General features: G+C 54.5%; 11 protein-coding genes. 9 read left to right on the top strand and 2 right to left on the bottom strand.

Annotated features, from left to right (window positions below):
- The first annotated feature begins 100 nt into the window (after positions 1–100).
- The 4 genes from ppsA to rraA are packed head-to-tail and all read left to right on the top strand — an operon-like array spanning position 101 to position 4674.
- Positions 101–2470 (top strand): phosphoenolpyruvate synthase, encoded by a 2370-nt coding sequence (ppsA, locus tag NYR02_RS12235; RefSeq protein WP_260976635.1) that lies wholly within the window; start codon positions 101–103, stop codon positions 2468–2470.
- Positions 2471–3442 carry a lysophospholipase gene (locus NYR02_RS12230; RefSeq protein WP_260976634.1) on the top strand — a complete coding sequence of 324 codons (972 nt, stop codon included), beginning with the start codon at positions 2471–2473 and terminating at the stop codon, positions 3440–3442.
- Position 3443: 1 nt separating this feature from the next.
- Positions 3444–4124, top strand: coding sequence for an SDR family oxidoreductase (locus NYR02_RS12225; protein WP_260976633.1), 681 nt, complete (start codon positions 3444–3446; stop codon positions 4122–4124).
- Between the two features lie 58 nt (positions 4125–4182).
- On the top strand, positions 4183–4674 hold the full coding sequence (gene rraA, locus NYR02_RS12220) for a ribonuclease E activity regulator RraA (protein ID WP_260976632.1): 492 nt from the start codon (positions 4183–4185) through the stop codon (positions 4672–4674).
- A 104-nt stretch (positions 4675–4778) separates the two neighbouring features.
- Here the strand turns inward: rraA and NYR02_RS12215 are convergent, their stop codons facing one another.
- Complete coding sequence (locus NYR02_RS12215; protein WP_260976631.1) at positions 4779–6062, bottom strand: FAD-dependent oxidoreductase; 1284 nt, start codon at positions 6060–6062, stop codon at positions 4779–4781.
- A gap of 212 nt (positions 6063–6274) precedes the next feature.
- Between NYR02_RS12215 and NYR02_RS12210 the strand changes: the two genes are divergently transcribed.
- The 5 genes from NYR02_RS12210 (at position 6275) to prpF (ending at position 13356) form a co-directional block, all read left to right on the top strand.
- Positions 6275–6943 (top strand): GntR family transcriptional regulator, encoded by a 669-nt coding sequence (locus tag NYR02_RS12210; RefSeq protein ID WP_260976630.1) that lies wholly within the window; start codon positions 6275–6277, stop codon positions 6941–6943.
- Positions 6940–7818, top strand: a complete 879-nt coding sequence (gene prpB, locus NYR02_RS12205) for a methylisocitrate lyase (protein WP_260976629.1) — start codon at positions 6940–6942, stop codon at positions 7816–7818. The genes NYR02_RS12210 and prpB overlap by 4 nt, the downstream gene beginning before the upstream one ends.
- Before the next feature lie 171 nt (positions 7819–7989).
- Positions 7990–9120 carry a bifunctional 2-methylcitrate synthase/citrate synthase gene (gene prpC, locus NYR02_RS12200; RefSeq protein ID WP_260976628.1) on the top strand — a complete coding sequence of 377 codons (1131 nt, stop codon included), beginning with the start codon at positions 7990–7992 and terminating at the stop codon, positions 9118–9120.
- A gap of 319 nt (positions 9121–9439) precedes the next feature.
- A complete protein-coding gene (gene acnD / locus NYR02_RS12195) occupies positions 9440–12037 on the top strand; it encodes a Fe/S-dependent 2-methylisocitrate dehydratase AcnD (RefSeq protein ID WP_260976627.1) in 2598 nt (865 codons plus the stop codon).
- Between the two features lie 146 nt (positions 12038–12183).
- Positions 12184–13356, top strand: a complete 1173-nt coding sequence (prpF, locus tag NYR02_RS12190; RefSeq protein WP_260976626.1) for a 2-methylaconitate cis-trans isomerase PrpF — start codon at positions 12184–12186, stop codon at positions 13354–13356.
- A 68-nt stretch (positions 13357–13424) separates the two neighbouring features.
- Here the strand turns inward: prpF and NYR02_RS12185 are convergent, their stop codons facing one another.
- Positions 13425–15314, bottom strand: a complete 1890-nt coding sequence (locus NYR02_RS12185; RefSeq protein ID WP_260976625.1) for a hypothetical protein — start codon at positions 15312–15314, stop codon at positions 13425–13427.
- Positions 15315–15459: the final 145 nt, after the last annotated feature.

The following is a 15459-nucleotide window of genomic DNA, read 5'->3' as shown; positions in this document are numbered from 1 at the left end:
TAGTATTACGCAGCCATTCGCCGCATCAGGCGATTTTAGGTGATTATGCCCTGTGTGGCGAGAACAGTGCACAGGCGTTGGACATTACAGGAGAAAGACGTTGACAGATTACGTACTCTGGTTTGATCAGGTATCCATGGGCGATGTTGAGCGGGTTGGCGGAAAGAACGCCTCGCTCGGGGAAATGATCAGCAACCTGACCAGCGCCGGAGTGTCCGTGCCCAACGGTTTCGCCACCACCGCCGACGCCTACCGTGAATTCTTAAGCCATGAAGGTCTGGATGTCCGCATTCAGGAAGCGCTGGATCATCTGAATGTTGATGATATCCGTGCACTGACCGAAACCGGCGCCAAAATCCGCAACTGGATTCTGGAAGCGCCGCTGCCGCCGCAATTGGAAGCCGATGTCCGTACCGCGTTTGCCAAACTACAGGAAGGCAATGAGTCCATGGCCGTTGCTGTACGTTCTTCCGCCACCGCTGAAGATTTACCCGATGCGTCATTCGCCGGCCAACAGGAAACTCACCTGAATATCGTCGGTATTGATAACGTTCTGCATGCGATCCGTGACGTGTTCGCTTCTTTATTTAATGACCGTGCAATTGCCTACCGTGACCATCAGGGCTTTGACCACCATAAAGTGGCACTGTCTGCCGGTATACAGCGCATGGTGCGTTCAGAAACCGCCTCCAGTGGCGTGATGTTTACGCTGGATACCGAGTCTGGTTTTGATCAGGTCGTGTTCGTAACGTCGTCTTACGGCCTGGGCGAAACCGTGGTTCAGGGGGCTGTAAACCCGGATGAATTCTACGTTCATAAGAACAATCTGACGGCTGGCCGCCCGGCCATTCTGCGCCGCAACCTCGGTGCCAAAGCCATTAAAATGGTTTACAACAAAGAAGCGGCTGTTGGTAAATCGGTAGAAACCCAGCGGGTTGATCGCGAACTGCGTCAGGTGTTTTCCATCAATGATGCGGAAATCGAAAATCTGGCCCGTCAGGCGATGATTATTGAAAAACATTACGGCCGCCCAATGGATATCGAATGGGCTAAAGACGGTGACGACCAGCAGCTGTATATCGTCCAGGCGCGTCCGGAAACCGTAAAAAGTCGTGCCAGCAAAAATGTCATGGAACGCTACCTGTTAAAAGAAACCGGCAATGTGCTGGTTGAAGGTCGCTCCATTGGTCACCGCATTGGCAAAGGTAAAGTGCGCGTCATTAAAAGCATCGATCAGATGGATCAGGTGCAGGAAGGCGATGTACTGGTTGCCGATATGACCGACCCGGATTGGGAACCGGTCATGAAACGCTCGGCGGCTATCGTGACCAACCGTGGTGGCCGTACCTGTCACGCTGCGATCATTGCGCGTGAACTGGGCATCCCGGCGGTGGTTGGTTGTGAGGATGCCACCTCTAAGTTGCAGGATGGTCAGGACGTAACGGTATCCTGTGCCGAAGGTGACACCGGATTTGTTTACGAAGGCGCACTGGATTTTGATATCCGTACCAACAGCGTTGATCAGATGCCGGATTTACCATTCAAAATCATGATGAACGTCGGCAATCCGGATCGGGCGTTTGATTTTCAGGGCCTGCCGAACGCCGGTGTCGGTCTGGCACGTCTCGAATTTATTATTAACCGCATGATCGGTGTGCACCCCAAAGCGCTGCTGAATTTCGACAATTTGCCGGAAGAAGTAAAGCCGACCGTTGAGCGCCGCATTTCCGGTTATGCCGGCCCGGTAGAGTTCTACGTGGAAAAGCTGGTCGAAGGTATTTCTACCCTGGCGGCGGCTTTCTGGCCTAAACGCGTGATCGTGCGTCTGTCCGACTTCAAATCCAACGAATACGCCAACCTGATTGGCGGGCGTTTATATGAGCCGGAAGAAGAAAACCCGATGCTGGGCTTCCGTGGCGCCTCCCGCTATATCTCAAAAAATTTCCGCGACTGCTTTGAGCTTGAATGCCGGGCGATGAAAAAAGTCCGTAACGAAATGGGCTTTACCAACGTCGAGATCATGGTGCCCTTCGTGCGCACCGTGGGCGAAGCCGAGCAGGTCGTTAACCTGCTGGAAGAAAATGGTCTGAAGCGCGGCGAGAATGATCTGAAACTGATCATGATGTGCGAGCTGCCAGCCAATGCCATTCTGGCGGAACAGTTCCTTGAGTTTTTTGATGGCTTCTCTGTCGGCTCCAACGACCTGACTCAGCTGACGCTGGGGCTGGATCGTGATTCAGGCATCATTGCCCATCTGTTCGATGAGCGTAACGAAGCCATTCTGGCGTTGCTGGAAAATGCTATTAATGCCTGTAAAAAAGCCGGTAAGTACATTGGCATCTGTGGTCAGGGCCCGTCGGACCATCCGGATTTTGCCAAGTGGCTGATGGAGCACGGTATCGACAGTGTATCGCTTAACCCGGATTCGGTCATGGATACCTGGTTCTTCCTGGCGGACAAAAATTCCTGAATGAAAAGCAGCAGTGAATTATTTCCGGTAAGCCTGCTCAGAGCGGATGTTCTGGGCGATCTTACCGAAGACGTCTATCTGGTAAAACATAACCGCGATCCGGACCGCAGCGTCCAGATCGCGGTTTCGCATCTTGGCCTGCGTTCACGTTCTGCGCGCAAAGGTCAGCCCCTCGTGCTGTTACATGGCAGTTTTACCAATCGTGGTTTCTGGCTGTCTGATAAGGGGCAGGGACTGGCGCGCTATCTGCTGGAACAGGGTTTCGATGTCTGGCTGATGGAGCAGCGTGGCCATGGCCTGTCACCGCGTAATCAGGACTATGTGCGCAACACCCTGGAACGTTATGTGCTCAGCGATATTCCTGCGGTGAACGATTTTGTGCAGGAGCAGAGCGGATATAAACCGGTATGGATTGGCCATTCGCTCGGTGGTGTCATTATTTCCAGCAGTGTCGCGGCCGGACGCCTGAACGGTGACAACGCCAGCGCCATGGTGCTGCTGGGCACACAGATTGTGCGTCGTCCCTGGTATTTGTGGCTGCCGTTGACCAGTCTGGTGCTGCGCCTGTTGGTTAAAAGCAAAGCCGAGCTGGATGGCCGTAAGCTGGGTATCGGCCCGGAGAATGAACCGGCCGGTTTGGTGAACGAATACCTGGCGCGCCACAGTCTGTTTGGCCGTTGGCAAATCCGCAGCGAAAAGCTGAAATTATTGCCCGCCTGGAAGCAAGGCACCGGGCTGCCTTTGCTTGCGCTGGCCGCCGCCGCGGATAAATCCGATCCGGCGAAAGCCTGTCTGCGTTTTGCCTCGCTGTATGGCGGGGTACAAAAAGACAGCGTTCTGCTGGGTAAGTCTGAGGGTTTCAGTCGCGATTACGGTCATGTTGATATGGTGGTGAGCAAAGAAGCTGCCACTGAGGTGTGGCCACGGATCAGTGGCTGGCTCAGCAAGCTTGGCCAGCAGGTTGACGCCTGAAATGAACACACGACGCCTGTTGCTGACGGGCGGCACCGGGCTGATTGGCCGTGCCTTGCTGGACAATCTGCTGCTGACGGATTGGGCCGGGCATATATTGTTGCCAGTGCGTCAGTCAAAGCAATGGTGCTCTGCATATCCGCAACTGGCGGCGGACGAGCGCCTTCAGGTGCTGACTTATGACGAACTGTTTGCCAGTCAACAGGCCGTTGATCTGATGTTCTGCGCGCTGGGGACGACTCAGGCCAAAGCCGGTAAAGCCGGGTTGCGTCAGGTGGATTATCAGCTGGTTGTGGATTGTGCGGCCTGGGCCAAACAGCAGGGCGCTGAGCTGGTATCGGTGGTCAGTGCGCTGGGCGCCAACAGCCGTTCGCCATTTTTTTACAATCGCGTCAAAGGCGATATGGAACAGGCGCTGGAGCAATTGGGCTTTCCGAGCCTGCATCTGTGGCAGCCTTCTGTGCTGATCGGCGAGCGTGCAGAGTTTCGTCTGGCAGAACACCTGAGCGGTTGGATATTACGCCTGCCGCTGCTTGGCAATGTGCAGGCGCTGCCTGGAGAACGCATTGCCCGTGCGATGGTTGCGGCGGCGGCTGGTTCTGCGGCGGCGTCTGGTTTGGATCAGGAATCATCCGTTACGCGCTATCGCGTGCGCGATATTAAGCGTCTGGCCGCAGCCTGAGCTGGCTCTGGCAGACAACAGAATTTTATTATCCTCCATCACAAGTAAGGACAAAGAAATGACTCAGTACGTAACTCCGGACCTGTGCGATGCCTACCCTGAACTGATTCAGGTGGTTGAGCCAATGTTCAACAACTACGGCGGCAATGATTCCTTCGGTGGCGAAATCGTCACCGTTAAATGCTTTGAAGATAACTCCAAAGTGAAAGAGCTGGTTGATACCGACGGTAAAGGCAAAGTGATGGTTGTGGACGGCGGCGCCTCCATGCGTCACGCGCTGCTGGGCGATATGCTGGCAGAAAAAGCGGCGAAAAACGGTTGGGAAGGCATCATCGTTTACGGTTGCATCCGTGATGTCGACGTGATCATGCAGACCGATCTGGGCGTGCAGGCGCTGGCGACTCACCCGCTGAAAACCGACAAACGCGGTCTGGGTGATGTGAACGTTACCGTTAAATTCGGTGGTGTTGAATTTGTACCGGGTCACTTTGTGTATGCCGACAACAACGGCATTATCGTGTCTCCTCAGGCGTTGAGCATGCCAGAGTAAGACGCTGAGCATGCCGGAATAAGGCTGTCTCTGCGCACCGGAGAGCGAACAAGAAAGCCGGCATCACGCCGGCTTTTTTTGTTTTTGGCAATTGCTGTGGCCAGCTACCAGGCGCGCGAGCTGCCAATCAGGTGAGCTACGCGCAGCGAGCTTTCAACGGCGCCGTCGAGCAGCGGAATGCCATCACACAGGTAGGAACCGGTCAGCAGAATACGTTGACTGGCATCCTGGCGGCGCAGCTCGCGTACCGCCTGCCGGCTGTGCAGAGTCACCAGTGGCCGGCTGAAAGTAACATCGGCGAGCACACTTTGCGGATTGGCCGCACGCAGCGGGTTCCACACCTGCAGAATGGCCGGGCCGTTGCGCAGATGACCAATGGCTTTGGCCAGATCGACGGTGGCTTCCGGGCGGTTCTCGTCACCGGGCAAGAAATAACTGACCGGCGCCAGCGGCACCCGGCTGGCGGGCAACAGGGATTGATCGGTGTGCAGCTGCATGCGCGATTCCACTACCGGAATCTGTTCAAGCTGCTGACAGCGCTGGCGGGCGGCAGGCAGCGTGCTGAGTATCTGGCGGGCATGGTGGGGCTGGGTGGCAATCACTACGCGGTCAAAGCTGTCTTGCTGGCCCGCACTGAATACGCTGACGCTGTGTTGGTGCTCTTCAATACGCTCGACAGCCGTGGCAGTACGCAAGGTAACGGCAGATTCCAGCAGTTGCGCAACCACCTCATCGACGCCCCCGCTGGCGCGCATCAGGCCATCTTTCATCACGCCGCAAGTCAAATAGTTCACCAGAATGTCTGCCGGATACGCTAATACATCGTCATAGTCACAGGTGCAGACGGTTGCCAGTGCCGGCAGCAATATCTGGCGGCTGTAGTCGCTGTGCAGGTTGTGCTGCAGCAAAAAGTCGCCAAAACGTTGCTGTTGCAGAGCGGTGCTGTTTTTGTGTTGTTGCAGGCGGCGGAATGTATGCAGGTGCTGCTTCAGCAGCGTGCCATTCAACAGTTTGGGAAAGCTCAGGCTGAGGCGCCCTAGCTGCAGATTGCCATAATGAAAAAACAGGCGGTTATCGGCGTCGGCATAAGCCGCCGCATGATTGGTGGTTTCGGTATGTACGCCAGCGTCGCGGTAGAGGCGCATCAGGCTGGGATAATAGGCCGGGGTAAATACCCGCAAGGGAATATCAATGGATGTGCTTTTATCCGCCCAGGGGATGTCGACACTGTAGATACCCATGCCCGGTTTTTCGGCGCGCTCATAGAGGGTAACGTCATGATCACGACTCAGTAACCAGGCGGCACTCAGACCGGCAATACCAGAGCCTATAATGGCGATGCGCTGGCGATTTGTATGGGGCGTGATGACGGGTATCTGGGCGGTCACGGGGCGTTCCTGAGCTGTATTCTGACGATGCGCCTGAAAATCTGCGCCGAGGTTAGCCTAAACATGGGTCATATCCCAGAGCTGTTGTTGTCAGCGTCAGCGGTTTTCTGGCTCAGACTGTGGATTGTATACAATCTTAGTCTAAATACGCTTGAAATATGATATGAACGGCGTAACCTAGCCTCACTTAAAGAATATTGTAGACAAAGCCAATGAGCGACAACCAAACCCTGGCCGATAAGGTTTTCTCGGAACTCACCACCGCCATTGTGCGGGGCGAGCTGCGTCCGGGCAGCAAATTATCCGAGCAGACACTGGTTGAGCGTTACGGCGGCAGCCGCGCCCCCATGCGTGAAGCCATTCAGAGGCTGGAAGCCCGCCATCTGGTGGTGCGCATTCCCCATGCCGGTGCCCGGGTGGTATCGCTGAGCCTGGCTGAACTGCGGGATATCTACGAAGTTCGCCTTGAACTGGAAAGCATGGCCTGCCGTCTGGCGGCACTGCGTATGAGCGATGATGAAATTCACGAGCTGTATGGTCTGCTGCAGGAACACGAAGCTTCCATTGCCGCCGAGCAGGGGCAGGCCTATTACCAGAAGGCCGGTGATCTCGACTTTCATTACCGCATCATCAAAGGCAGTAAGAATCACCGTCTGCACCAGATGCTGTGCGGCGAGCTGTATCACATCGTGCGTATGTACCGCTATCAGACCAGTACCAGCGCCAAGCGTCCGCTGCAGGCCCTGCAGGAACACCAACGAATTGTTGAAGCTATCTCGGCGCGTGATGCCGAGCTGGCTGAATTACTGATGCGACGTCATATCCAGGCATCGCTGACCAATCTGGAAAATCGATTAGCTGAAGAGGAGGGTCATCCATGACTCCAGGTCAGAAATTCCGTAAAGCACTGGCGGATAACAAACCGCTGCAAATTGTCGGCACCATTAACGCCTACGCGGCGATGATGGCCGAGCGCATTGGTCATCAGGCCATTTATCTGTCCGGTGGCGGCGTGGCGAACGCCTCTTACGGTCTGCCGGATCTGGGTATGACCTCGCTGAACGATGTCGTGGAAGACGTGCGTCGTATCACCTCAGCCAGCGGCCTGCCGTTGCTGGTTGATATCGATACCGGCTGGGGCGGTGCATTCAATATCACCCGCACCATCCAGCAAATGGAAAAAGCCGGTGCCGCAGCGGTACACATCGAAGATCAGGTCATGCAGAAGCGCTGCGGCCACCGTCCGAACAAAGAAATCGTCTCTCAGGCCGAAATGGTTGACCGCATCAAAGCCTGTGTCGATGCCCGTAACGACGAAAGCTTCTTTATCATGGCCCGTACCGATGCGTTTGCGCAGGAAGGACTGGATGCCGCCATCGAGCGTGCGCAGGCCTGTGTAGCCGCTGGTGCTGATGGTATTTTCGCAGAAGCGATCAAAACAGAAGAAGATTACCGCAAGTTCTCTGCAGCACTGGATGTACCACTGCTGGCGAACATCACCGAATTTGGCCAGACCGAATTGTGGAACCGCGAACAGCTGGGCGAGTGGGGTGCGGCGATGGTGCTGTATCCGCTGAGTGCGTTCCGCGCGATGAACAAAGCCGCCGAAACCGTGTATAAAAGCATTCTGGCTGAAGGCGATCAGCGCAAGGTTGTCGACATCATGCAGACCCGCATGGAACTGTACGACTACCTGAACTACCACGATTTTGAGCAGAAGCTTGATGCATTGTTTGCGGAAGGTAAAAACAAATAAAGCCAGCGCGCTTTAACGCAAACCGATAACTTTACAATTTTCACTAAAAAGAGAGCGTCCGCGGGGTCATCAGGGTCAATCACAGCTGATAAAAAAGCAGAACTTATAGTTGTAGGTTGTTGTTTTTAAAAGCGTTCCTGACTTCACCGACCGTTCTGACAGGAGAAAGCAATGGCAGCAGCAAAACAACTCAGTGGCGCCGGCCTGCGTGGTCAGGTAGCGGGCAAGACCGCACTGTCGACCGTGGGTAAATCCGGTTCTGGTCTGACTTATCGTGGCTATGACGTTAAAGATCTGGCCGCGCAATGTGAATTTGAAGAAGTGGCGTATCTGATTCTGAAAGGCGAACTGCCGAATCAGGCTGAGCTGGACGCCTACAAAGCCAAACTGAAATCCATGCGCGCTCTGCCGCAGGCGTTAAAAGAAGTACTGGAACGTATTCCGGCTTCAGCGCACCCGATGGACGTGATGCGTACCGGTTGCTCGATGTTGGGCAACCTGGAAACCGAAGAAAGCTTTGACCAGCAGCAGGATGCGACTGACCGCATGCTGGCGCTGTTCCCGGGCATGATCAACTACTGGTACAACTTCAGCCATAACAATGGCAAACGTATCGAGGTTGAAACCGCTGCCGATTCTATCGCTGAGCAGTTTCTGTGGACCCTGCATGGCGAAAAGCCCTCCGAGCTGCACACGCAGGTAATGCACGCGTCATTAACGCTGTATGCCGAGCACGAATTTAACGCCTCCACCTTTACCGCCCGTGTCTGTGCTTCCACGCTGAGTGATATGCACTCCTGTGTAACCGGCGCTATTGGTTCCCTGCGTGGCCCGCTGCACGGCGGCGCCAACGAAGCGGCGATGGAACTGATTGAAGGCATGAACGACCCGGAAGATGCCGAGCAAAAGCTGATGGGCATGCTGGAGCGTAAAGAAAAAATCATGGGCTTTGGCCACGCGATTTACTCTGAATCCGATCCGCGTAACGCTGTGATTAAAGAATGGTCTGAAAAGCTGGCCAATGCGAACGGCGATACCTCGCTGTACGACATTTCCGTACGTTGTGAAGCCGTTATGTGGCGCGAGAAGAAACTGTTCTGTAATGCCGATTTCTTCCACGCCTCGGCCTACAACTACATGGGTATTCCGACCAAGCTGTTCACCCCGATTTTCGTCTGCTCCCGCCTGACCGGCTGGGCAGCGCACGTGATGGAACAGCGCGCCGACAACCGCATTATCCGCCCAAGCGCGGAATATACCGGTGAAGAGTTCCGTCCGGTTCCGGCGATTTCCCAGCGTTAAGAATCGAGGGCCTGTCGACACTAAGTGAATCAGGCCTGCTGAGAACCAGTTTTTCTCAGAACGAGGAGAGAGGAGTGATATTAGCGGGCTAAATGAATGACGAGCGACGACGTTAATGGGGAAAACTGGCCTCAGCCCGAAGGGTTATGGCTAAAAATCCCTCATCTTGCGTTGCTGTTCGTTCGCTTAACCCGTTAGGCAACACTCTCAGCGCCTTGCCTGAGAAATTTTTAACCAATAACAGGCCTGTTTAATTAGTGTCGACAGGCCCTGGTATGAACTGCCTGCGGGCAGTTCGGCTTTTTTGAGAGAACACCCCATGAACACCGAATTCCGTAAACAATTGGCCGGCACTGCACTGGAGTATTTTGATACCCGTGCCGCGGTCGATGCCATTAAGCCCGGCAGCTACGACGGCCTGCCGTACACCTCCCGCATCCTGGCTGAACAGCTGGTGCGCCGCTGTGAGCCTGAACTGCTGACCGATGCCCTGACGCAGCTGATCGAGCGCAAACGCGATCTGGATTTTCCTTGGTATCCGGCGCGTGTTGTGTGTCATGACATTCTCGGTCAGACCGCGCTGGTCGATCTGGCCGGTCTGCGTGATGCCATCGCTGAAAAGGGCGGAGATCCGTCCAAAGTCAATCCGGTGGTGCAGACTCAGCTGATCGTTGACCACTCGCTGGCGGTTGAATGCGGCGGTTTTGATCCGGATGCCTTCGCCAAAAACCGCGAGATCGAAGAGCGCCGTAACGAAGACCGTTTCCACTTTATTAACTGGACCAAAACCGCATTCGACAACGTCGATGTGATTCCGGCTGGTAACGGCATCATGCACCAGATCAACCTGGAGAAAATGTCCCCGGTAGTGCAGGCCCGTAATGGCGTAGCCTATCCGGATACCTGTGTCGGTACCGACTCCCACACCCCGCACGTCGATGCGCTGGGTGTTATTTCTGTTGGTGTGGGCGGTCTGGAAGCCGAAACCGTAATGCTCGGCCTGCCATCCATGATGCGTCTGCCGGACATTGTCGGGGTTGAATTAACCGGTAAGCGTCAGCCTGGCATTACCGCCACCGATATTGTGCTGGAGCTGACCGAGTTTTTGCGTAAAGAACGCGTGGTCGGTGCTTATGTGGAATTCTTCGGTGAAGGTGCATCCAGCCTGACCATCGGTGACCGGGCCACCATTTCCAATATGACACCGGAATACGGTGCCACCGCCGCGATGTTCTACATCGACGAACAAACCATCGACTACCTGAAGCTGACTGGCCGTGAGCCGGAGCAGGTCGCTCTGGTTGAGCAGTTCGCTAAAGAAACGGGTCTGTGGGCGGATGCACTGAAAACCGCACAATACGAGCGCGTGCTGAGCTTCGATCTGTCGAGTGTTGGCCGTAATATGGCTGGCCCGTCTAACCCGCATGCCCGTGTATCAACGGCTGACCTGGCCGCTAAAGGCATTGCCGGTAATCTGGATGCCGCCAAAGCGCAGGAAGCCGAAGGTCTGATGCCGGATGGAGCGGTCATCATCGCCGCCATCACTTCCTGTACCAACACCTCTAACCCGCGCAACGTGGTCGCCGCCGGTCTGCTGGCGAAAAAAGCCAACGAACTGGGCCTGATCCGCAAGCCATGGGTTAAGTCTTCCTTTGCACCTGGCTCCAAAGTCGCCGAGCTGTACCTGAAAGACTCCGGCCTGCTGCCAGAGCTGGAAAAGCTGGGCTTCGGCATTGTGGCTTTCGCCTGCACCACCTGTAACGGTATGTCCGGTGCGCTGGACCCTGTGATTCAGCAGGAAATCATCGACCGTGATCTGTATGCCACGGCGGTGCTGTCCGGTAACCGCAACTTCGATGGCCGTATTCACCCGTACGCCAAGCAGGCATTCCTGGCATCGCCGCCACTGGTCGTTGCTTACGCCATTGCCGGTACCATTCGTTTTGATATCGAAAAGGATGTGCTTGCGGTCGTTGATGGTAAAGAAATCCGCCTGAAGGATATCTGGCCGTCGGATGAAGAAATCGACGCCATCGTTAAAGAAAGCGTGAAGCCGGAGCAGTTCCGTCAGATCTACATCCCGATGTTTGATCTGGGCGCCAAAGAGAAGGCCATCAGCCCGCTGTATGACTGGCGTCCGATGAGTACCTATATCCGTCGTCCACCTTACTGGGAAGGCGCACTGGCCGGTGAACGTACGCTGAAAGGTATGCGTCCTCTGGCCGTGCTGCCGGACAACATCACCACCGACCACCTGTCGCCATCCAACGCCATCATGATGGACAGTGCAGCGGGCGAATATCTGCACAAAATGGGTCTGCCGGAAGAGGACTTTAACTCTTACGCAACCCACCGTGGTGACCACCTGACGGCCCAGCGTGCAACCTTCGCCAACCCGAAACTGCTGAATGAAATGGTGCTGGATGAAAACGGCAATGTTAAGCAGGGTTCTCTGGCGCGCGTTGAGCCGGAAGGCAAGGTGATGCGTATGTGGGAAGCGATTGAAACCTACATGAACCGCAAGCAGCCGCTGATTATCGTGGCCGGTGCCGATTATGGTCAGGGATCTTCCCGTGACTGGGCCGCCAAAGGCGTGCGTCTGGCGGGTGTTGAGGCGATTGCTGCCGAAGGCTTCGAGCGTATTCACCGTACCAACCTGATCGGTATGGGCGTACTGCCGCTGGAATTCAAGGCTGGCACCACGCGTAAGACTCTGGGCCTGGATGGTACTGAGACCTACGACGTGAAAGGTGATCTGAGCCCGCGTTGTGATCTGACGCTGGTGATTACCCGTAAAGAGGGTGAAGTGGTTGAAGTACCGATGACCTGTCGTCTGGACACCGCCGCGGAAGTGGATGTGTACAGTGCCGGTGGGGTATTGCAGAAGTTCGCTCAGGACTTCCTGCAGGGCGAATAACGAAGCTGGTTGCCTCGTTAACGCTTCCGAAACGCCGCAAAATACAGTTTTGCGGCGTTTTAAAAAATCCAAAGTAGGGTGGGCACTGCCCACCTTTCTTTTAAGGGCATCGACGTTTTCAGTAGCGTCCTGAAAGAGAAATAATTATGTCCAAACAAATTAAAATTCCCGCGACTTATATGCGTGGCGGTACATCGAAAGGTGTATTTTTCAGCCTGACCGATTTACCTGGAGCGGCTCAGGTGTCGGGCGAAGCACGCGACAACATTCTGTTGCGCGTTATTGGCAGCCCTGATCCTTACGGTCAGCAGATCGATGGTATGGGCGGTGCAACATCCAGCACTTCCAAAACCGTTATTCTGGCGAAAAGCGAACAGCTGGATCACGATGTGGATTATTTATTCGGCCAGGTGTCGATTAATAAGCCTTTTGTGGACTGGTCAGGTAACTGCGGCAATTTAACCGCCGCCGTTGGGGCCTTTGCCATTTCTAAAGGTCTGGTCGCCGCTGATCGTATTCCGCACAACGGTATTTGCGTGGTGCGCATCTGGCAGAAAAACATCCAGAAAACCATTATCGCCCATGTACCGATCACTGATGGTGAAGTGCAGGAAACCGGCGATTTTGAGCTCGACGGCGTAACCTTTCCGGCAGCGGAAGTGGTGATCGAATTTATGGACCCGGCCGACGGCGAAGGCTCTATGTTTCCGACCGGTAATGTCGTCGATGATCTCGAAGTTCCGGGTATTGGTACCTTTAAAGCAACCATGATTAATTCCGGTATTCCGACCATTTTCGTCAATGCCGCGGATATTGGTTACAAAGGCACCGAGCTGCAGAAAGACATTAATTCCGATGCCGATGCACTGGCGAAATTTGAAACCATGCGTGCTTACGGTGCGGTAAAAATGGGCTTGATTGCCGATATTTCCGAAGCGGTTGCGCGCCAGCACACGCCGAAAATTGCTTTCGTGGCACCAGCAACGGATTACGAAGCATCCAGTGGCAAACAGATTTCTGCAGCCGATATCGATGTCTGCGTACGTGCGTTATCCATGGGGAAATTACACCATGCGATGATGGGGACAGCGTCGGTGGCCATTGCAACGGCGGCGGCAGTACCTGGTACGCTGGTGAATCTGGCAGCCGGTGGTACTGAACGTGACGCCGTGACCTTTGGTCATCCGTCCGGTACCCTGCGGGTCGGTGCGGCGGCAGCGCTGGTTGATGGCGAATGGACGGCAACCAAGGCTGTTATGAGCCGTAGTGCGCGGGTGATTATGGAAGGTAATGTTCGTATTCCGGCCGATACTTTCTGATTAATAGCTGATGTTGCTGCTATAAAAAAACCGGCCAGCGGCCGGTTTTTTATTTTATACATTCGCCGTCAGAGCGCCCGCTGCTGATCGCGCAGAGCATCTTCAACAGCAAAGCGCATATATTGATCGTTCTGTGGGACGCGCTTAAGAAAATTCACAATGTCAGTATCCGGCTGCATTTTCCCTAAAGTTTCAACCATGCGGCGCTGCACCAGTGGCTCATAAGTTGAAATCATCGCCATCATCTTTTCCTGTACACCTCTGCCTAATTTAATCAGGGCGTTTTGTGCCTCTTCCGGGATTTTATGATCCAGATCGCCGAGACTCTCTATTAATAATTCCTGCGCGCGTAAATCCTGGGTGCGGATGTTCCCCAGTACGGTGATCAGATGACGTTTCATCGTGGTGCGGTAAGGGCCGCTGGCCTGTACGCGCACACGTTCCAGTTTACGGATCACGAGGTCTTCTGCAGCCGCAGCGCGCGCTCCGTAAGCCACCAGATATTCGCCATAGGCATTCAGTTCCATGGCATTGCCGTCACTGAATAACCGGTCAGCACATTCTCTCGGCGTACAGGCGTCAGAATCCGGCAGGTTATAACGGATAAACCAGAGGTTCTTCTGCACCTCATTAATGCGCTGGCCTTTGATTATCTGGGCAAATAACTTCGGATAGCGGCCGAGCATATTCTCGATGAGTGCAGCCTGCTGCTGATTTTCTTCAGCGTTACGTTCCAGTGTTGTCAGCAGATAATAGAGCTGCTTGGCACTGTTGTCGTTGAGGATGTCTTTTTGCTCGTTCAGCTTTTCCAGCAGCAGGTTAAAACTGTTGATGGCCAGTTCCAGCTCGCTGCCGTCCTTCAGCTGGTTTTTATAAAACTCGGTAATGGGTTTAACCACGTCATTAATGTCCGGCAGCTCGCCGCTGTATTGCTGAAATAATTCAGCGCCGATAGCCGGCTGGCGATAAGCCGTAGCTTTAATAATGCGTGCGGTCAGTTCTCCGGCGCTCAGGGCGGGGCTGCCGACTTTTCCTTTACCTGCTGCCTGAATCAGTGACTGTAATTGATTTTTCAGTTGCAGTGCCGTCTGCGGCTGATAGCTGGGCTTGCCGCTGCGTGTATCATCGGGTGACTTATCGCTGTAATTAGATAACGCTGACAGCAGAAGTTGCAGGCGGTCTTCCGGCAGACGCTGCAGGCTGCTGAGCATGGCTTCCCATTCGGTCGGGGTGATGCCGTTATCTTTAATGATGGCGTACTTTACGATGCCCGGAAGATATCCAGCCAGGTTATGTGGTGCGATCTGCGCCAGTTGCACAAACAGATAATCCCGGTAATCGGCAGCGGGGTGGCGGCTCTGGGTCAGGGAGTAGAGTACGTTATATTGCCAGTCATTGCAGTCGTTATCGAAAGGCGCTTTTAACGCAAACGCGACCAGCTCGGCATTTTTATCCGGGCTTGGGGCTTTCTGTAGTGAGATTTTTACCTGCTCGCGCATGGCGTCGCAGGGGTTTTTACCGCCGCCATGAACAATGGTGGCAATCTGAGAGCTCAACCCATCAGGATCAACTTCAATTTCGGCTTTCAGATAAAAGCTTTCGCCATCCCATTTTTCTTCAAGAATTTTGGTTTTGGTCAGCGCCTGAGCAAAGGTCTGGTAGTTGGCCTGTACGGTGCGGCTGAATTCTTCTTTATCCAGTGTTTCAGTATTACTGAAGCTGGATTGCACCTGCACGCCGACTTCCTCAATTAATAATGATTGCAACTGTTGTAATGCAGCTTTGCGCGCCGACACTTTGGAGTCATTTTCGCTGGCGTTGTAGGTGTATTCCCGGACGACCGTCATGGCTGCCGCTGTGGCTGACTGGCTGTACATTGCGCTGCTCAGCAATAACAGCAGCAGGGCGAGAGGGATCAGTGCTGATGGCGTTCGGGAGAGGATGGGAGCGTTGGGCATGGGTCGTCCTTGCGAAAATAATAGCGGCCGAAAGTGCGCATATTACTGATAACTGTCTCTCCAGTCAGTAATGGCGATGGTGTTGCGGGCATAAAAAAACCGCCCGGAGGCGGTTTTCAGGTCAGTAATAGGTGTCGGCGCACGC

Source organism: Thalassolituus pacificus, assembly GCF_025318105.1.
In the GTDB taxonomy this organism is placed as follows: Bacteria; Pseudomonadota; Gammaproteobacteria; order Pseudomonadales; family Oceanobacteraceae; genus Venatoribacter; species Venatoribacter pacificus.
The sequence above is the reverse complement of the archived record's forward strand: the minus strand, read 5'-3'. Positions and strand labels throughout refer to the sequence as shown.